The following is a 20,065-nucleotide window of genomic DNA, read 5'->3' on the forward strand; positions in this document are numbered from 1 at the left end:
GATAGGAAATAGTAAAATTGAAACTTTTTCTATAGTTAATACGTTTTACTTAAGGTATATTAATTTAACTATAAATAAATGAAAGAGGTGATAGTAATATAATTGATGTATTAATTTTATATCATTTACTTAAAAAGGAGAGTTTAATTAATGAATTTTAAAACAGTAATAACGTTGTTTAGTCTGATTTTAATGGCTCAACCGATAACAGCATTTGCTTCGAATGACCTTAATGATTCTATTAAGATCAATACTGTAAAAGAAGATGTTTATGATAATAAAAATTATAACGCAGAATCTTATTTTGAATTTATAGTTCCTGAATTGCCTGAGGCTATAACAGCTGAAGCAGAAATTACTGCAATGTCACAAGAAGAAATAGATAAAAAAGTAAACAGTTTTACAAAAGAATTTAATAATAAGTTAGATAAAGATATACGTGACAAAGGAGAAAAAGATTTAAATACTTATAGGATTGATAATAATAGTGCTCAAGGAATAGCTGCAAATGATGATCATGATAAATATTATAACGAATTAAGAAAAGGAAACTTTATTGAAGGAATTTTAGATATTGAAGAAGGGCTAAGTAATTCTCAAATTGCAAAGATTGGCGTAACCCATGCTAATACAGCAAGAAGCGCAGCATTAAAACGTTACCCAAATAATTTGATGCTAGCTGATGGTTTTCGTCATTTTACATGGAATTATTTGGCTGCTAGGGATGTAGGCGCAGTAGCCACTAGAACAGCTACAATTAACCATGAATGGGGTATACTGTTGTTAACGCCTGCAACAAATTACTACAGCGAACGTTATAATTATTATAAAGGTAAAAATAACAATGCTCCTGGAAATGCAGCTTTAATAGACACTACTGCATATTTACCTGAGCTGAAACAAAATCTTGTTTTGCTTAGCAAAAATGACTACAGTTTTTTTAAAGGTTATTTTAAAAAATCAAATATTATGGATCTTCATAATAATTGTTATGGTCGTTCTTATGCTGCGAGTAATAAGCCAGATGGATTTGATAAAGTATACAGCATGGCAAGAGAGAAACAACAAATTATTCTTAGTGAGGCAAGCGTAACCGACCACAATTATCAATATGTTTGGAAAAATAATTGGTATACGTATTAAACAAAAATAAGGTGGTCTATTCTATTGTAGACTACCTTATTTATATTTAGGAGGTTCAAAAATGATTTATTTGTATTATATTTGGATTATGCTATCTGTTGGTTTTTCCATTTATGGTGTAATATCTTATTGGCCAAGAGATGCTTATGGTAATGATTTTTTACTTTTTAATGATATCTCGACTGCTGTTCTTTTTCTGCCCTCTTTTTATGTACTATTTTTCTCTATTATTCTACAAGTTATCTTATATTACAATTTCAACAAAAAAAATACGAAGATATATATATTTGTTCTATATATTATTGATTTTCTACTAGTTATAACAATTGCAAGCTATTGGAATCATATAGTTTCTGGGCTACTTATAGCTTTTATTGCTTCTACCGTAGGATTAGTTCATCTTTTTCTTTCTATTCTAATTAATCCTATTTTCAGAACAAAAATCTTTAGTTTTAAGATGTAGCAGTCGACAAAATGAATTATTCAGAAGTATGAGTAGAGAAAAAAATCTTTGCCCATACTTCTACTTAATATTAAACAAAATTAATTTTTTAAGATTTATAAAATTAAAACTCTTTTCCAGTATTCATTTCAAAGAGTGTACTTTCTTATGAAAATGTGAAAATTATTCTTGAAACGTTACATGAATACGTGTAGTATACATATATAATTTTATAGAGATTGCGCGAGAAATCGGCAATCAACCTCATATAATATTGGGAATATGGCCCAAAAGTTTCTACCGGATCACCACTGTAATGATCTGACTATGAGTGAAGCATGTATTGGAGCCTAGCGATAACGTTCGCTTGGGATCAATACATTGTTATGCAGATCGTATTTTTATAATTGGACATGATGATTATAGAGGATCGATACAGACAGACTTCACTTGAGAGCAATCACTCAAGGAAGTCTGTCTTTTTTATTTCCCCCCAATTGCATCTTTATTCTAAAGGAGAGAGACCATATGAAAGAATTACAAGAACGTATTCGTCAGGAAGGACAGATTTTGTCCGAAAAGGTATTGAAAGTGGACTCATTTCTGAATCATCAGGTGGATACTGGATTAGCGGTTGAGATCGGCAAAGAATTCGCCCGACTTTTCGCCCATGAAAAGATCACCAAAGTGTTAACGATTGAAGCAAGCGGGATTCAATTTGCTATGGCGACTGGAATTGCTTTGGGTGTTCCTTTCGTCTATGCCAAAAAGAAAAAAGCGATCACGCAAGGTGATGTGGTCTATGCGGCTTCTGTACATTCTTTTACCAAGCAAGAAACGTATCAAGTGACCATCGTCCAAAGTTATCTGAATAAAGAAGATCGTATCTTGATCGTTGATGATTTCTTAGCCACAGGAGCGGCGCTGGTTGGGTTAGCAGATATCGTCAAAGCTTCAGGAGCAACATTGGTTGGCGTGGGTTGTGTGATTGAGAAGACATTCCAGGAGGGACGTGGACTACTGGAAGAACGCGAGATTCCGATTCAATCGCTAGCACGCATTTCATCGATGTCTCCAGGGCATGTTGATTTTATCGAAGAGACACCATTGGTTCCTTCTCTGGTGACCGTAGCTTCTGGAAATGAGGATTCTCCATGTTAAGTAGACGCAAAATATTTACATTAGGGCTTCAACATGTGATGGCGATGTATGCAGGTGCGATTGCTGTACCACTTATTGTCGGTGGAGCCTTGCATCTGACTGCCGAACAAATGGCTTATCTCATCGCCGCCGATTTATTTACCTGCGGGATTGCTACATTATTGCAAGTACTAGGAACACGTTATTTTGGTAGTGGATTACCTGTTGTTTTAGGATGTACGTTTACTGCTGTAGGGCCAATTATTGCCATCGCGTCGACCTCGAATCTCGCCACTGCCTATGGAGCGATTATTTTATCCGGATTATTCGTCGTCTTGATCGCGCCATTATATGGTCGACTGCTTCGCTTTTTCCCGAAAATCGTTACCGGGTCGGTCGTAACGATTATAGGATTATCGTTGATTCCAGTTGCAATGAACAATGTAGCAGGTGGACAAGGTAGTAGCGATTTTGGCGCACCTCGTAATCTTATGCTTGCGCTGATAACGTTATTAGTGATTTTGTTAGTTAATCGTCTGGCTAAAGGATTTTTGCGTTCGATCTCGGTATTGGTCGGATTATTTGTTGGTACTGTAGTGGCGTATAGTATGGGAATGGTGCATTTCGGATCGGTTGGGGAAGCTTCTTGGGTACGTGTAGCACAGCCTTTTTACTTCGGTATACCGGAATTTAGCTTAACCGCGATTGTTACGATGGTGATTGTTAATATTGTGAGTATGGTGGAATCGACAGGGGTGTATATTGCGGTCGGGAAAGCGATTGAACAGAAAGTCGAGCAAAAGCAAATCGTCAACGGACTTCGTTCTGAAGGTCTAGCGATTATGTTAGGTGGATTTTTCAATGCTTTTCCGTATACAGCGTTCTCTCAAAATGTAGGGCTGATTTCGCTTACCAAAGTCAAAACACGTAATGTCATTTTTGCAGCATCCGGCATTATGATTGTACTTGGTTTATTGCCAAAATTAGCAGCTCTTACGACTGTGATTCCAAATGCAGTATTGGGCGGAGCGATGATCGTGATGTTCGGATCGGTAGCGGCATCCGGTATCTCGATCCTGTCAGAAGTGAATTTGCGTAATGATCGCAATCTGATGATCGTGGCATGTAGTATTGCTGTTGGATTAGGTTCTGCTGTATTGCCAGATATGTTCGGTCAATTGCCAAGCTTTGCACAGACTCTTTTGCAAAACGGGATCGTGACTGGTTCGATTACAGCAGTCTTGTTAAATATTATTTTATCGCGCAAAGGTGAAATGTTCGACAATCCAGAGGACAATGAAAATTCGAGTGCTATGGCATCTGATGCTGGAGATAGTACACAGGTGAAGACAGGGATTTCTTCGCAAACCACGTAATATTTGTACAAATTCATATCTACCCAGCCGTTACTGTAAACTATGCAGTAACGGTTTTTTGTGCTACCCAGTCATGAGCGTGGATTATAGATGACGATCCGTAAAAAGTTGGTCAAACAAAGTAAATAACAGTATAGTATTTTTTAAATAGTAATTGTGGGAGCGGATGAGGTGAAGCAATGAACAAAACAGAGCGCATGTTAGCGATTGTACTGGAGCTTCAGCGCAAATCGTGGGTACGTGCAGAAGATTTAGCGAGTATCTTTGAGATCAGCGTACGGACGATCTACCGCGATATGCAGGCACTCAGTGAAGCAGGTGTGCCATTGCTTGGTTCTCCCGGGCAAGGGTATTCGTTAATGGAAGGGTACTTTTTGCCACCGGTTCATTTTACAGCCTCTGAAGCAGTATCTTTGTTAATCGGTACCGATTTTGTAGAACAGCAATTTGGACAACATTATCGCCGTAATGCAGAAGTGGCCCGGCGCAAAATCGAATCTATTTTGCCAGCTATCGTACGTGAACAATCGAATCCAATGCGTGAAGGGATTCGCTTATTGGCTCAACAAAGAACACTAGCGACAATAGACGACAGGCAATATATTGAACCGATCGGACAAGCGATTGTCCAAAAACGCAAATTACAATTTGGATATAGTAAGCCACATCACTCTGCTATTACACGAACAGTCTGTCCATACGGTCTAGCCTTTAATACGAATCATTGGGTACTGGTAGCTTATTGTGAATTACGGCAAGATATTCGGCATTTTCGGTTGTCACGTATTTCTGATCTGGTGGAGTTACCGGATAGCTTTGTTTTACCCGAGCAGTTCAAATTGTCCGAGTACCGCCCGCCTGATGATCGGAAGATGATGATACGTTTACAATTTGATTCTCATATGACAGAACGTATTCAAGAAGTGGGCAATTTTTATATCGAAAAAATAGAAGAAGAACTATCTGCTACGATCGTTACGCTACGTGTACGGCAGGTAGAAGATGTGCTTTTCTGGATACTGAGTTGGGGAGATCAGGTGACTGTGTTAGAACCGACATCGTTGCGATTACAAATGATTGAAAAAATAAATAATATGTTAAAACGCTACTGACATAATGTTGTCAGTAGCGTTTTTGTATAGTAAATACAAATCAACCGCTCAGATCGCTACTTCAGATCGTGAAGCGCCCAAGGAGAAGATATTGATGGATACGAAAAAGGTACTGCAACAATTTGAACAGGAAGTCGATCAGTATATTCAAGCGTTGGAACCGTATAGTATCGAACAGTTAACGTTACAACCTGAGGCAGAACAATGGTCACTCGGTCAAATGTACAATCATTTGATACAATCGGCGCAACAGATGCATCTTGCCAATATTGATACCTGTATCAAGCGTCAGCAAGCAGAAGAAGAGATTACCGAAGTGAACTACAAAACCTATGCAGGGGAAGCAATACTGGAATTAGGCAATTTTCCACCTATTCGTGTACAGGTTCCAGCTTCTCCATTCTATACACCTACACAACCTTCTACCAAAGCTGAATTGCTAGAAGGATTAGAACAAGTGCGTGCACGTATGCAGAATATAGAGCCTCTTTTAGCAACAGTGAATCCACAATATACAGTGGCTCATCCACGCTTTGGGCATTTAAACGCTCAGGAATGGTTTACGATTATTGATATGCACTACCGTCATCACTGGCTTCAAAAAAATCGATTGGATCAATTTTTGGGAATGACAGTATAACAAGTTTAATAATATCGAAATAGCAAAAACACGACTGCCTATAATCGTAGTCGTGTTTTTGTATATTTTATTTATCACATGTATACGCTAAGTGCCATGATTATACATCTTGTTCTTCTAGCAAAGGCACTACAAAATCACGAAATACATCAAGCGGTGTACGCTTGCGTTTGAATCGGTCTGCTGATACTGTAACGACTAGCTCATAAGAAGGCACAACGACAATGTACTGTCCGCCGAACCCTAGCGCATAATAATATGGAATATCGACTTTGGGCCGGCTGTCCAATGTAAAAGAAGAATGCCACCAGTGCCAACCGTAATGTGCTTTTTGCGGACTATCTACAGCGATTAGCGGGCTTGTAGCATGTCGTACAGTAGATGATTGAATCAAAGCTTCCCCGTTTACTTGCCCTTCATGTAAATACAACAATCCAAATTGTAGCATCGCTGCTGGAGGTAGTTGCAGTCCAAATCCACCTGTATGTACACCTTGCGGATCAGTCTCCCAGATATAATGAGTAATACCCAATGGTGCAAATAGATGCTGTTCAGCAAAAGAAGCTACCGATTGCCCTGACGTGCGTGCTAGAATCGTCGCTAACAACTGCGAACAACCTGAATTGTATTCCATCACGGTGCCAGGCTCATGAACAAGCGGTTGTGACAGTACAAATTCAATCCAATTGGACGTTTTGCTCATTGTAGGAAATGAATGTTGTCCTCCAAATTCAGTCCAGTTGAATCCAGCAGACATCGTAAGTAACTGCTCGATCGTAATTTGAGCTTTACGTGGATCAGGGTCTTGATGAAGCTGTGGAAAAAAAGAAGAGATCGCTGTATCTGGCGCAGGCATAATGCCTTGATCAATCGCAATACTCACCAGGCTAGACAATATACTTTTGGTACAGGAATTGATTTTGAGTGGAATCTCTTTTTGATCAGGCTCACGATAATAATCTAAAATTTGCATGCCCTGTTGGACGATCAGACAACTATATAATTCTCGCTCAGTCAGTTGAGAGACAAGCGGTGCAGTATCGATCAATTTCATAGAAATGGTACCTCCTTTGAGATCATTGCTCTTCTCATCATAAAACAAAAACAAGCGTTGTGAAGCGATAACAGAATCGTTACAGCTTCACAGCGCTTGTTCGATAGGACTATCTTTTATAGATCGGAAAGTAGATCTTATTAGTGTTCTATCTGCTAATTCTATTTATTTCACAGGTTGGTTCAACAGTTCTACTTCAGCCATCGCTAGAATAAAAGCACCGATTCCTTTGGGATCGTTACAGATAATCGGTTCGCTAATATAGTAAGCATAGGTGCCATCGCGTTTGTCTTTACCACCAAGACCAGCAACCTGACAAGTTTTATTCAGATTGATCAGACCTTCTTCGGTAATCGTGATAAATTCCTCAATAATTCCGTTGCGAATCTGCTCCATTTTGACACGATAGCGTTCGGGTAGATAGCCTTTACGTAGTCCTTTGGTAACAGCATACAGAATCATACAAGAAGCAGACGATTCTAGATAATTGCCTTTCGCATCTGGCAAATTCAGAACTTGATAAAACACACCACTCTCTTGATCTTGTACTTTCATCAATGCTTCCATCGTCTCTGTAAGCATCTGAATAATAGCATCCCGATCTTCATGATCTTCTGGCAAAATATCCAGTACATCAACCAATGCCATCACAAACCAGCCGATTGAACGTCCCCAGAAATTTTTGGATAGCCCTGTTTCAGGATCACACCACGGTTGCTCTTTTTTCTCATCCCATGCGTGATAGAGCAGTCCTGTCTGTGGATCACGTGTATGTTGATAGCATAATTTGAATTGTTGCGTTACATCGCTATAGTCTTTGATATCGGCAAATTCACGAATATATTCGGCGTAGAATGGAGCACCCATATACAGCCCATCTAACCAGATTTGGTACGGATAAATTTGCTTATGCCAGAATGCGCCTTCACTGGTACGTGGATGATTCATCAATTGCTGACGTAGCAGATCTGCGGCGATACGATACCGCTCTTCACCGGTTGCACGATACAGAGGGAATAATAATTTACCATTGTTCACGTGATCAATATTGTATTCGTCAACCGTATAACCACGAATCCCCCCTGCTTCTTCAATAAAAAAGTCCATATTAGTACGAATATAATCTAAGTATTTGTGATCTTGCGTTAACTCGTAGACCAGTTCCATTCCTTTGAAAATAACACCGTTATCGTATTCCCATTTGTGCTTCAATTCAGGAGTACGCTGCATCACAGAATCGCTCATTCGTGCAGCCCAATTTTGAATCGTGTCTACATCGTATACTGTACTTGTCATTACACTATTCACCTCAATCATTAATTTGTGTTGCATTTTATTTACTTATTATTGGAATATAAGTAAATAGAAGTGCTTACATAATAAAGCGGAAAAAGTTGAAATAACGACTGGTTAAGCGGATATTGCTTACTGTCACTATTGTACACTGCATTGAGTGTAGATAACAGAAGTACATACTTTCCCAAGCGCTTTTATTATGTTTTGACAGGAATACTTTGATCGCGAGGAACGTTTTTGTAACCTACATTATTGTGTCCCCAACAGCGTTCATAAGCAAATCCAGTCAATTGTTCAAAAATAGTACGTGTCTCAGGTGTAGCGTCTTGCATAGAACCGCCTGCTTTGAGTCGATCAATCTCGGCAATCATTTTTTTGTGATTATCAATCGTCAATTTCATTACAAGTGTAGCCAAAATACCGACAATCGCTAAAATAATCGTTCCAAATACGAGTACCCCGAAAATAGCATGTTGCGCGCTGACCGGTTGTGTTAATGCTTTGGAGACAAAGCCAAAGTACTGTAATACCCAGCCGAGTATAAATACGACGACAGCTCGAACCATTTTACCTGCAAATGTCATCATCCCAGCGTAGATGCCTTCTCGTCTGCGTCCGGTGAGCGCTTCATCGACATCCGCTAGAAATGTATATTGATTCCATGGAATATAATAGACACCGCCTGTACCCAGACCCATAAATAACGTGATCACATACAACCAGACCATCATATTAGAAGCACCAGTCAGATACAGAATACCGTATCCTGCGACACTGAAGCAGACAATCGTAAGTGCCATAATAAATGGCATTTTGAATCCTTTACGTACACAGAATTGGATAAAAAAGTAGGTAGAGATCAACTGAATAACCGAGTTAAAGCTGTTAAGATTGGATACTTGTTCTGAACTTTGAAATAAAGAAAATACAATAAAATACGTAAATGCAGATGTGAATAACCATTCTGCTGAAAATCCACCTAGATACATCCCCAAATGATGACGGAACGTTTTGACCCGAAACGTTGAAGAAATATCGATAAACAGTTTTTTCATTGAATCGATAAATGACAGTGGAGCTTCATCTGCCAATTCTTTTTGCAATTCTTCGGATGGACGTTCCCATGTGTTTTTATACAGAAAGATCAATGCTACAATCAATAATCCGGCAAACACCAAGCCTGTATAAAAGAACGGTAACGGTGAATCTTTGCCATACTCAGCGATAAAGCGTCCGGGAATAAAAGCAGCTGCAAAGTTCGCCATTTTACCAAACATCGCTTTCCAGCCTGTGAGACGTGAACGTGCTCCAAAATCACGTGTCATTTCTGATGCAAGTGCTTCATAAGGAACCATTACCGATGTATAAATCAATTCAAATAGTACGTAGGTAGATAAGTAATACCAGAATCCAAAACCATCCATCCACATTAACGGATAGACTAGCATTAAAGGAATACCTAGCATAATAAAAAATTTACGTCGTCCAAACCGTCGCCCGAGTCGTGTCCGGTGGAAATTGTCGCTGACAAAACCCATAATAGGATTACTGACTGCATCAACAATACTCGCAATCGAAAAGATTAATGCCGCTTGAACAGGAGATAGTCCGCAAAAAGTAGTATAAAAGTATAATAACCATGCTCCACTAACAGCCAGTGCACCACTTCCTAAGATGTTACCGCTTCCATAAGCAAGTGTATGACGTGTCTTAATCGTTCGTTCCATTGTGAATGGCACCTCGCTTTATAATGACTATCATATGTAACTCATCTGTACCTCTACCTCTACCTTAATTGTTAACGTTAACATTTTCCTCCTTTCGTTGTAATCTCAATAGCTTTTAGATAACCATTTGAACCCATAAGAACCTTAATACACATAAATAAACCAATTAATAACATTATTCTACATCATTTAGGAAAAGGCTTACAACAATAATTTTTACAGCATCTATATCTAAAATGGTATATGATATTGATTTCCTCTTTCATCGGTCTTTTAAAAAAGATGTATTTGAAGAGTAGGATGAAGGTTTACAAAGGATGTATAATCATCTAGAATACGTTCAGACTCATTCACATTACCGCATAAAAGGAGTAAACCATGAACCCTATACAATATATTTTGCAACACTTTCCGCTTATGGTGTTGGATGGAGCAATGGCAACCGAATTAGAGCGTCAGGGCGCTGATCTGAATGATAGTCTCTGGTCTGCCAAATTATTAATTGAAAATCCTGAATTGATCGCAGATGTGCATCGTCAATATTTTGAAGTAGGCGCAGATTGTGCGATTACAGCTAGCTATCAAGCGACTATCGAAGGCTTTGTTGCTAGAGGATACACAGAACAAGAAGCTATTCATTTAATACAAAAATCGGTACAGATCGCTGTAGAAGCTAGAGACCAGTTCTGGGCAACCTATGTGCAAAAATATCGTACAGAGCAACCGATCGAAGGATCAGTCGATACACTCCAACCAACTGATCAATATGATCGTCCTAAGCCACTTGTCGCTGCTTCTGTTGGGCCTTACGGAGCTTTCTTGGCAGATGGTTCTGAATATCGAGGAGACTATGATCTGACTGAACAGCAATTGATCGATTTTCATCGTCCACGCATTCAATTATTAATCGAAGCGGGAGCAGATATTTTAGCTTGTGAAACGATTCCTTGCCTGATCGAAGCACGTGCGATCGTCAAAGTACTGGAAGAGTTCCCGGGTTCCTATGCATGGATTAGCTTCAGTGCCAAAGACCAACAGCATATTAGCAATGGAGAGCGTATAGCCGATTGTGCAAAATGGTTACACACTCATGAGCAAGTAGCGGCAGTGGGTATTAACTGTACAGCGCTTGAATATATTCCATCACTGATCGAGCAGATCGCTACAAGCACCGATAAGCCTATTGTTGTCTATCCAAACTCGGGTGAACAATATGATCCGGTGACCAAAACATGGCATGGTAACTCTTGTGATCAACATTACGGGCAACAAGCACATCAATGGTATAACAAAGGCGCACGTCTTATCGGCGGTTGTTGTCGTACGACACCTCAAGATATTGCTCAAATTAAAGAAATCTTGAACTAACGTAATAAACTCTGTCAAAGGTTTGCTATTTTCGAAGATAAGCTAGGAAAGGTCGGGGGACGATGGCATTAGAGCAAGAGCAAGTTGAAGCAACAGGTACAGAAGAAGGTACTTTTCAGCGGAAAATGAAAAGCCGACATCTAGTGATGTTGTCTTTGGGTGGAGTTATCGGCACAGGGTTATTTCTAAGTTCCGGTTATACGATCAATCAAGCAGGGCCACTCGGAACGATTCTTGCTTATCTAGTGGGCGCTGTGATTGTGTATTTAGTGATGTTATGTCTGGGAGAGCTATCGGTGCATATGCCGGTTACAGGAGCTTTTCATGCGTATGCTGCCAAGTTTATCGGGCCGGGTACAGGTTATATGGTGGCATGGATGTACTGGTTAACATGGACAGTAGCGCTCGGTTCTGAATTTACCGCAGCAGGGTTGCTGATGCAGCGCTGGTTCCCAGACACATCGGTCTGGATGTGGAGTGGCGTATTTGCTTTACTTGTGTTTCTGTTAAATGCTTTTTCAGTGCGTTTTTTTGCAGAAGCTGAGTTCTGGTTTTCAGGGATCAAAGTCGCTATTATTTTACTGTTTATTATATTAGGTGGAGCTGCTGTGTTTGGTGTTATTCCGATGCGAGAAGCAGGAGCGGGTGCACCGTTATTCAGTAATTTCACCAGTGATGGCGGGCTATTTCCGAACGGAATTTTGCCGATCTTTATGGCGATGTTATCAGTGAATTTTGCGTTTTCAGGTACAGAATTAATCGGGATAGCGGCAGGGGAAAGTGTAGATCCAGACAAAACGATTCCGCGCGCAATCAAAGCAACAGTCGGAAGATTGATTATCTTTTTTGTCGGTACAATTTTTGTTCTGTCTGCGTTGATTCCGTGGCGAGATGCAGGGGTGATCGAAAGTCCATTTGTTGTTGTATTTGATCGAATTGGGATTCCATATGCAGCAGATATTATGAACTTTGTGATTATTACAGCATTATTGTCTGCGGCGAATTCAGGGCTATATGCTTCTTCACGGATGTTATGGTCGTTATCTAAAGAAAAAATGTTGCCTTCTTTATTTTCACGTCTGACTTCATCAGGTATTCCACTGAACGCGATGATTATCAGTATGGTTGGTGGTGGATTATCGCTGTTATCCAGTGTCGTTGCGCCGGACACGATCTATATTTTCTTAGTATCGGTATCAGGGTTCGCTGTCGTGGTCGTCTGGATGGGAATTGCGGCTTCTCAATACATGTTCCGCCGTCAATTTGTACGTGATGGGCATCATCTTAGCGAGCTGAAGTACCGGACACCACTATATCCGATTGTGCCGATTGCTGCATTTGTACTTTGTTTTGCTTCTTGTATCGGTATTGCTTTTGATCCGAATCAAAGTCTTGCTTTTTATTGTGGAATTGCCTTTATGGTGCTGTGTTATCTGGCATATTATATCCAGAATAGAAGAGGAAAAAAGGCACTTTGAGTGATATACTGAAATGAGCAAGCAAGGCTAGTATAGCGGTAAAAGAACAGCGGAGGGACTTACACTAATGAAAAATATTTTGTTTATCAATACAGGCGGTACTATTTCTTCTTCTGGCGAGCAAGGTGGAGGACTTACTCCTACTCAATCCGCAGAACATATTGTTGCCGCTGTGCCAGAACTCAAAGATATTTGTAATATTGAAGCGATGACTTTGATGAGTGTAGACAGCACCAATATTCAGCCGGAAGAATGGGTGACGATTGCTCAGACCGTCCATGAACATTTGCCTCATTACGATGGCATTGTTATTGCTCATGGAACAGATACGATGGCATATACAGCAAGCGCCCTTAGCTTTATGTTAGGTGCACTGGATAAGCCTGTGGTCATTACAGGTTCTCAAGTATCGGTACTGGCAGAGCATAGTGATTCACGTATTAATATCAAAGATGCGTTCCGTACCGCATCCACTGAATTATCCGGCGTATTCGTTGTTTTTAATGGCAAAATCATTAATGGAGCACGTGCTTCCAAAGTCAGAACGAAAAGTTACAATGCATTTGAAAGTATTAACCATCCGTATATCGGTTATTTGGAAGAAGATACGATTGTCTATAATGAGATTCCACATACTCAGCGTCCAGCAGGGCATGTATACAATGATCATTATTCGCCTAATGTATTTCTACTCAAATTGATTCCTGGTATGCAGCCTGATATTTTCGATGCGGTCAAAGCGTTAGGATATAAAGGAGTTATCGTTGAGGGATTCGGTATGGGTGGTGTACCTTTCAAAGAAATCAATCTGATCGATAAGATCGAAGAGTTGGTTAAAAGCGGCATCAGCATTGTAGTCACTACTCAGTGTCTATATGAAGGTGGCGATCTGACGATCTATGAAGTCGGGCAAAAGGTACTCGAAAAAGGTGTTATCCCTTGCTACGATATGACCACCGAAGCACTAACAACCAAAATGATGTGGGTGCTTGGTCAGACAGACCATCCAGCTGAAGTAGAGCGAATGATGGCGACAAATTATGTCGATGAGATTACGATGCCGATTCGATAAAGAAGGTAATCGTCCAGTCGTTACATTGAAATACTAGATCATACACTAGAATACAAGTGAAGCTATAATAAATGAAACCCTGCTCCTGAATCACTAAGGAAGCAGGGTTTTTCATATACCGCTATATCTTTTTTGTCAAAGTTAAATAGAGTCACATTTTATAATTTGGGTGGGAACCAGATATGACGCAGATCGACCCAGCCCTGACTGTTAAAAGTAACTCCGCGTACAGAAGGAAGATATGTCGTCTGAAAAGGCTTTTCATATAAAATATGCAATTGATATTCTGCCAGTAATCGATCTTCGATCTGCTGAAAATATTGAGTACGGATAAGCGGATCAGGTTGCCGCTGAATCTGTTCTAACAAATGCTCAATATCGATCACTGTATGATGCTCCACATGACCGGCTAATGTGCGATAGAGATCGAATAATCGTAATTGCTCATCTTGATCTCTTGTCAGTGAAAAGACGATGAGATCGGATTCCATCCGCACACTGCCTTTGAATTGTTCGACAGGTGTAGATACCACATTACACTGATATCCTGCTTGCTGTAGCGTATCTGCAATCCAGTGTGCATCTTTGCGATATTGTGGAATCGTGAGGATTCGAAGCGGTGTCTCGGCGATCTGTGCTATCGTTGCTTGATCCAGTTCAGGATGAAGCTTTTTAGGATAACTGTAGTTAGAACGGCTATTCATATCCAAAGAATCATGAGATGCAGAAGAAGTATTATTATTCGTAGTAGAATTGTTTTCTGTATAATTTTCGATGTGATCGGAACTATTTTCGAAGATAGTGCTGGTTATCGCTAAAGACTCTGCTTCACGTGCATATTGCAGGCACCGACTGATATGAGCGCGAATATGCGGATCACGTAGTAATCCTTCTTTGCGTGTATTATAGGTGACGAATTTGCGTACCGTTACAGGGGAATGCATCTGGCTCCAAGCTCCTTGTTCTGATGCTGAACCCGAGGTATGCTGATGCATCATATGAAAAGGAGATTGACGATCAGTCTGTTCTAGCTGATCGGGTGCTACATTCCATGGGATATGAATAATCTCCACCTGATCCAGATGCGCCCGTCCTTGAAAATGAGGTTTAAACACTTCTAGCACACAGTTATCTTTACTCATTTCGACCATCCGAAAAGGGCCTGTACCGCTAGGCTTCACTCCGAATAATTCTTCTCCTCTTCGGTTCAATCCGTTCGGCACTATCGCTGCTCGACTAGTACACAAAAAAGGTAAAAACAATTCACTCGGTTGCTTCAATATGATCTGCACTGTATTGTTGTTGAGTGCCTGTACAGACTGTATTTGTTTGGCGATAAAGCGATATAACATCGGTTGCGAAGTCTCCATCAATCGCTGAAATGTATACACAATATCGTCTGCTGTCATCATTTGCCCGTGATGGAACATGACTTCTTTTCGTAGAAAAAATGTCCATACTGTACGTTGTTCATTCACTTCCCAAGCATGTGCAAGATGAGGAATAATCTGCTGTGAATGTGAAGCTTGTCGTACCAATCCATCAAAAATATGACTGGATACAAACGATTCGGCTAGCAAATTCATATATAGCGGATCGACGGTATGAATCTGCTGACGAATCGGTAACCGTAATGTATCGACCTGTCGATTGCGTTGTATTTCGGAATGAGGGCCGAAGTAACCAAAAAGCCAATCTTGTACACGATTTTCTAAGGTAGAGGATTGAGCATATTGCCGAATCTCGGTTAACGTCTGCTGAATGTCTTTGCGCTGAATCGTCTGCATCATCGACTCAATAGCGATTTCTTCAGGCTGAATAATAAAAGTCAGTGTCGATCGTCGTCCACGTCCACGTTGTGAACTCCACTTGATCCATCCTTGTTCTGTCATTCGTGTGATTAAATTCAGAGCGTTACGATGGGTACACTCAAATGTAGTCGCTAACTCATCTAATGTAATCTGCACTTCGCTATGCTGACCATACTGTGAATGTAATAACAAAAACTGATGATGTAATTTCATAGGGATTATACTCCTTGGGTTACATGCTGGGGACCGCTTCGGGCAAGGAATCGTCCTGTCGATCGCTGTTGTAGCCGGATTTTTTGGATAACCGCTGTAGCGGTCAAAATCCGGCTACAAAGGCGAACGCTTCGCTTCTTACGGACGATTTCTTTCCCTCCGCTCCGAGCATGGAGACACCTCAATGATTGTAATGTGGGGCAGGCAGGTTTAAAAAAGCGTAAAAGTAGATTTTAGAGAATTTGATTTTATAAAAAATATACAGGTTACGTTTGTAAGTTATAGTTGAATTATAAAGATGTATTGAGACAGTAAATAAAGTTGAGTGAATATGTAATTATATCTTTATCAAAATTGATTTGTTAAAATAGGAAATTTAATAAAATAATTCTTCTCTTTATCTTCTTATTTTATCATCTACAATAAAAATAACAACAAACCTGACAGATGGTAAGCGTGATGATAAGAAAAATAGGATCTGTTAGCTAAATAGGTTACTACAGTGATGCAATTCCACAAAAAGGAGAACGAAAATGTACGAGAAATTGATCGTGGCTAAGCATCGGACGTGGATTGCTTTGCTTGGCGCGTTGGGACTGGCGACTGTTCATCAGTATTTATTTTACGGGCATAGCCTAGGGATTTCGTATCCGGTATTTATTCTTTTATTCTACTTGTATATGTACACTTATGCAGGGGACAAGCTACGTGCAGGATCATGGTTTAGCCGTTTTGCGATGACCGTTATAATTTTACTGTCGCTCACATATGGATTGTTCACCAATCCGATCTTTATGGTACTGAATGCTTTGTTTGTGCCTTGTCTGATCTTTTTACATCTTGCTTATATGTTAAGTCATCGCAGATTAGCTTGGCATCGTCCCAAGCTGTTGATCGACGCACTGGATCATATGATTCCACAAGCAGTACGACATTGGGTTACTCCTTTTCGTATACTCAAAAATGCTGCTACAGGCAAAATGGAACAGGAAAAAAAGAAAATCGTAACCAAAATATTGATCGGTCTGGTGATTGCCTTTCCGCTACTATTGATTATTATCAGTCTGCTAACATCGGCTGATCGCATATTTGGAAATTTATTATCTACATTGCCGAATTGGATTGATGGACTGTCGTTTGGAGAAGGTAGTTTTCGTGTGTTATGGATTGTGATTGGAGGACTGATCTTTTTCGGATATTTGTGGGGATTTGTACAACCCTATATCTATCCGCCAGTCGTTGATTATAGACAACAACCGCTACCCCGTTCAGCTTCTTCTGCCTCTGGAGTCGGTCTATCTTCACCTGTTCCGCCTGTCTATGGACCGCAACCGCTATTAGCGTCTCCTGTTGCTAAGCGTGATCCGGTACGCATTGATCCTATTATTATGGCGACGATACTGATCTTGATTAATATCGTGTATGTGCTCTTTGTAGTGGTGCAGTTCTCTTACTTATTCGGTGCAGGGCAAGGGCAGATTCCAGATGGGCATTCTTATGCAGAGTATGCTCGCAGTGGATTTGTTGAACTGGTCATGGTGACTTCATTGAACTTTGTAATTATGGTATGTGTACTTTTGTATATGGCAGACAGCAATCTGATCTTGCGCCGTATCAACAATAGTATGTTGTATATTTTACTGATTTGCTCTGGTGTGATGTTATATTCAGCATTTGCCCGTCTTATCTTATATGAACAAGCTTATGGATATACGTATACCCGTTTTCTTGTGCATGCGTTTATGATCTTTCTCGGTGTATTATTACTGGTCGCAGGCTTGCGTATCTATTGGAAAAAGGTACCACTTGTCAAATGTTATATCGTGCTTGCGCTTACCGCTTATGTGGTTGTGAATTATGTAGGGATGGATCGAATTATCGCTGTGCAGAATTTAGATCGATATGAACAGACAGGACAGATTGATTTCGATTATCTCAACAATTTGTCCAGTGATGCGATTCCTGTATTGTTACAGCGAAGTGCGACACTATTACCTGCATCTCAGCATTATTTCCGTCAGGATAAAGCTTATTTATTTGAAAAAGAACAATCCTGGCAGTCGATTAACTGGGCAGATTACCGCGCAATACGAGCGCTTCGTAGCGATGGATCTTCTTAATTTGGATCGAAAAGCATATTATCTTACAGCACCAAAGGAGCGAAATATGATGGTAACTCAAGCATTGATCGAATGGAATATAGATCCCACTTCGTTGCCACAGCAGAAATGGTTAACCGATCAACAACTCAATGTAGACTTGTATTCTTCTACCGTTGACCCTACAGAGGAAGGATGGAATATCCAGATTCGAATTACAGAATCATTGCCAGATTCTTGGAATACGTATGCAGAAGTTCAATTTCTGACCGATCCCGATGATCCGTTAGAAGAAGGATTTACATTTTTATTATGGGCAGGTTCTTATGTAGCCGATGTGACGATTGTAGGGGAAACTCATTAATATATAACGCAAAAAGCTCTCCATATCAAAGGAGGGCTTTTTTATATAGTCTATGGTGTTTGTTCTATGCTAGAGCCATCATTGATCTTATATCTATAGTCAATACACTTAACTTTGTTGTTGCGTTGGAGCTAGAGCGATCTCACGAATATTGATACTTTGAGGCTGACTGAATGCAAAGTAAATCGTATCTGCAATCGTTTGTGGCATTAAGTTGAGTTTAGCTTTTTCTCCGGTCGTCTGATCGTTCCACTCGGTCTCAGTTAATCCAGGAGAGATCGTAACGACCCGTACGTTGTGCGGAGCTACTTCTTCGCGTACATTTTCACTGATTGAATGAACAGCAAATTTGGTTCCACCATAAGCGACATGATCGGCAAATGTTTTTTTGCCTGCAATCGAGCTGATATTGATAATAGTACCTGACTTTTGCTCAATCATTGATGGAAGTACAGCTTGCATCCCATTCAGAAGTCCAATGACATTGGTATTATACATCTCTTGCCATTCTGCTGGATCTTGAGTCGTAATATCACCAAGCAACATTCGACCTGCATTGTTCACAATCCCTTTGACCGGACCGAAATGTTCTTCTGCTTCTGCAATCGCTTGATCCAGAGCAGGTCGATCTGTAATATCAATAATCGCTTTCATCACCTGACGACCAGCAAATGCTTTTAACCGATCTTCGCGACGAGAAAGTAACAATACATTATGTCCTTTAGCGATAAAAAGTTTGGCAGTAGCTTCTCCTATACTTGACGACGCGCCTGTAATCACAACAAATCCTGTTTTCATAATTCAATAAACTCCTTTATTGATATGAGATAGTGGAAGGGAACAACTTCACATTATCATGTCTAGGTAAGGAGCACAGTGAGAAAGATTATAGTTAACAACATTTTTGAATATAAATTTTTGATAATCAAAATATATTCCAATTGATACCCCTGATCGCATAGCAAATTACCTGCAACCCTTTGATAGATGAAGGGATTGCAGGCTAGTAATGAATATATGATTGACAGTCGCTATATTACACCGAATGAGGTTCCAATACCAATTCATCAATCAACTTGCCTTTAAATACTTTCAGATATTGATATTGCCCGTCGATACATAATTTGAGCAATCCATTATCGAAGTCTGTATGCATATCTTTGAAAAAGATACCTTCTGTAATGATCGGTCGACCATGCGTCTCATACGCAATTTCGTATCCGCGCGAAGTCTGAATCACGTCTACATCTACGCCTTGTTCATGGGTTTCTTCGAGATGGGCTTGCATACGCTGTACCGCTACAATATGTAGATCGATCGCTCCCAGCTTTTCCAGTAGGTCGTTTACGATCGAACCTTTTATAATTTCTTGCCAGCGAGTCTGAGCCGATTGTCCAATAATAAGTTGCGTAATATCGTGTTGTTGAGCGGTAGAAGTAATAATATCAGCCGCTTCTTGTCCGTTACTTTCTAAAAGCACAAAATGACCGCCAGCTTCTTCTGTTAATTTACGCCATAACGCTACATAGTTCTCTTGTTGTTGATCCATTTCATCGAGAGGTTGATCGATTACACTTAATACACAAAGTGGAGACTGAATAAGTTGAGATAAATGAATACCACGCCTGATCAATCGTTCTCCATTGGGTCCATAATACACACAGACCATAATCTTTTCAGAATTCAAGCTAGATACACTCCTTTATTGAGGTAGTTATGATCCATTAACC

General features: G+C 40.0%; 16 protein-coding genes and 1 riboswitch. Of the genes, 10 read left to right on the forward strand and 6 right to left on the reverse strand.

Annotated elements, in window-relative coordinates:
* Positions 1-150 precede the first annotated feature (150 nt).
* The 5 genes from PQ460_RS00955 to PQ460_RS00975 all read left to right on the forward strand — a co-directional run bounded on the left by PQ460_RS00955 (position 151) and on the right by PQ460_RS00975 (position 5,853).
* Entirely contained in the window at positions 151-1,143 is a 993-nt protein-coding gene (locus PQ460_RS00955; protein WP_274171459.1) for a hypothetical protein, read from the forward strand.
* A 686-nt stretch (positions 1,144-1,829) separates the two neighbouring features.
* Positions 1,830-1,933, forward strand: a riboswitch (purine riboswitch).
* A 180-nt stretch (positions 1,934-2,113) separates the two neighbouring features.
* Positions 2,114-2,746 carry a xanthine phosphoribosyltransferase gene (locus tag PQ460_RS00960; protein ID WP_274171460.1) on the forward strand — a complete coding sequence of 211 codons (633 nt, stop codon included), beginning with the start codon at positions 2,114-2,116 and terminating at the stop codon, positions 2,744-2,746.
* Positions 2,740-4,101 (forward strand): nucleobase:cation symporter-2 family protein, encoded by a 1,362-nt coding sequence (locus tag PQ460_RS00965; RefSeq protein ID WP_274171461.1) that lies wholly within the window; start codon positions 2,740-2,742, stop codon positions 4,099-4,101. The genes PQ460_RS00960 and PQ460_RS00965 overlap by 7 nt, the downstream gene beginning before the upstream one ends.
* Before the next feature lie 179 nt (positions 4,102-4,280).
* The gene (locus PQ460_RS00970) at positions 4,281-5,213 is read left to right on the forward strand and encodes a helix-turn-helix transcriptional regulator (RefSeq protein ID WP_274171462.1); all 933 of its coding nucleotides are present in this window, start codon (positions 4,281-4,283) and stop codon (positions 5,211-5,213) included.
* 94 nt (positions 5,214-5,307) lie between these two features.
* The gene (locus PQ460_RS00975; RefSeq protein WP_273614129.1) at positions 5,308-5,853 is read left to right on the forward strand and encodes a DinB family protein; all 546 of its coding nucleotides are present in this window, start codon (positions 5,308-5,310) and stop codon (positions 5,851-5,853) included.
* A gap of 100 nt (positions 5,854-5,953) precedes the next feature.
* On the opposite strand, the gene PQ460_RS00980 is transcribed toward PQ460_RS00975, so the two are convergent.
* From PQ460_RS00980 to PQ460_RS00990, 3 genes are all read right to left on the reverse strand, one after another.
* A complete protein-coding gene (locus tag PQ460_RS00980) occupies positions 5,954-6,907 on the reverse strand; it encodes a serine hydrolase domain-containing protein (protein ID WP_274171463.1) in 954 nt (317 codons plus the stop codon).
* Between the two features lie 165 nt (positions 6,908-7,072).
* Entirely contained in the window at positions 7,073-8,203 is a 1,131-nt protein-coding gene (locus tag PQ460_RS00985) for a glycoside hydrolase family 88/105 protein (protein ID WP_273614127.1), read from the reverse strand.
* 197 nt (positions 8,204-8,400) lie between these two features.
* Positions 8,401-9,930, reverse strand: coding sequence for an MFS transporter (locus tag PQ460_RS00990; RefSeq protein WP_274171464.1), 1,530 nt, complete (start codon positions 9,928-9,930; stop codon positions 8,401-8,403).
* 378 nt (positions 9,931-10,308) lie between these two features.
* Here PQ460_RS00990 and mmuM point away from each other — a divergent pair, with 378 nt between their 5' ends.
* The 3 genes from mmuM (at position 10,309) to PQ460_RS01005 (ending at position 13,848) form a co-directional block, all read left to right on the forward strand.
* Complete coding sequence (gene mmuM / locus PQ460_RS00995) at positions 10,309-11,298, forward strand: homocysteine S-methyltransferase (protein ID WP_274171465.1); 990 nt, start codon at positions 10,309-10,311, stop codon at positions 11,296-11,298.
* Positions 11,299-11,360: 62 nt separating this feature from the next.
* Positions 11,361-12,776 (forward strand): amino acid permease, encoded by a 1,416-nt coding sequence (locus PQ460_RS01000; RefSeq protein WP_274171466.1) that lies wholly within the window; start codon positions 11,361-11,363, stop codon positions 12,774-12,776.
* A gap of 67 nt (positions 12,777-12,843) precedes the next feature.
* On the forward strand, positions 12,844-13,848 hold the full coding sequence (locus PQ460_RS01005; RefSeq protein WP_274171467.1) for an asparaginase: 1,005 nt from the start codon (positions 12,844-12,846) through the stop codon (positions 13,846-13,848).
* 158 nt (positions 13,849-14,006) lie between these two features.
* Here PQ460_RS01005 and PQ460_RS01010 read toward each other — a convergent pair whose 3' ends face one another.
* Entirely contained in the window at positions 14,007-15,872 is a 1,866-nt protein-coding gene (locus PQ460_RS01010) for an ABC transporter substrate-binding protein (RefSeq protein ID WP_274171468.1), read from the reverse strand.
* Positions 15,873-16,405: 533 nt separating this feature from the next.
* Here PQ460_RS01010 and PQ460_RS01015 point away from each other — a divergent pair.
* Together PQ460_RS01015 and PQ460_RS01020 are read left to right on the forward strand one after the other, a co-directional pair.
* Positions 16,406-17,992, forward strand: a complete 1,587-nt coding sequence (locus PQ460_RS01015) for a DUF4153 domain-containing protein (RefSeq protein WP_274171469.1) — start codon at positions 16,406-16,408, stop codon at positions 17,990-17,992.
* 46 nt (positions 17,993-18,038) lie between these two features.
* On the forward strand, positions 18,039-18,335 hold the full coding sequence (locus tag PQ460_RS01020) for a hypothetical protein (RefSeq protein WP_274171470.1): 297 nt from the start codon (positions 18,039-18,041) through the stop codon (positions 18,333-18,335).
* A gap of 108 nt (positions 18,336-18,443) precedes the next feature.
* On the opposite strand, the gene PQ460_RS01025 is transcribed toward PQ460_RS01020, so the two are convergent.
* Together PQ460_RS01025 and PQ460_RS01030 are read right to left on the reverse strand one after the other, a co-directional pair.
* Positions 18,444-19,133 (reverse strand): SDR family oxidoreductase, encoded by a 690-nt coding sequence (locus PQ460_RS01025; protein ID WP_273614119.1) that lies wholly within the window; start codon positions 19,131-19,133, stop codon positions 18,444-18,446.
* Between the two features lie 238 nt (positions 19,134-19,371).
* Positions 19,372-20,022: a universal stress protein gene (locus tag PQ460_RS01030; RefSeq protein ID WP_273614118.1), complete on the reverse strand. Its 651-nt coding sequence runs from the start codon at positions 20,020-20,022 to the stop codon at positions 19,372-19,374.
* Positions 20,023-20,065: the final 43 nt, after the last annotated feature.

This window comes from Paenibacillus sp. KACC 21273, assembly GCF_028736095.1.
Classification (GTDB): Bacteria; Bacillota; Bacilli; order Paenibacillales; family Paenibacillaceae; genus Saccharibacillus; species Saccharibacillus kyungheensis.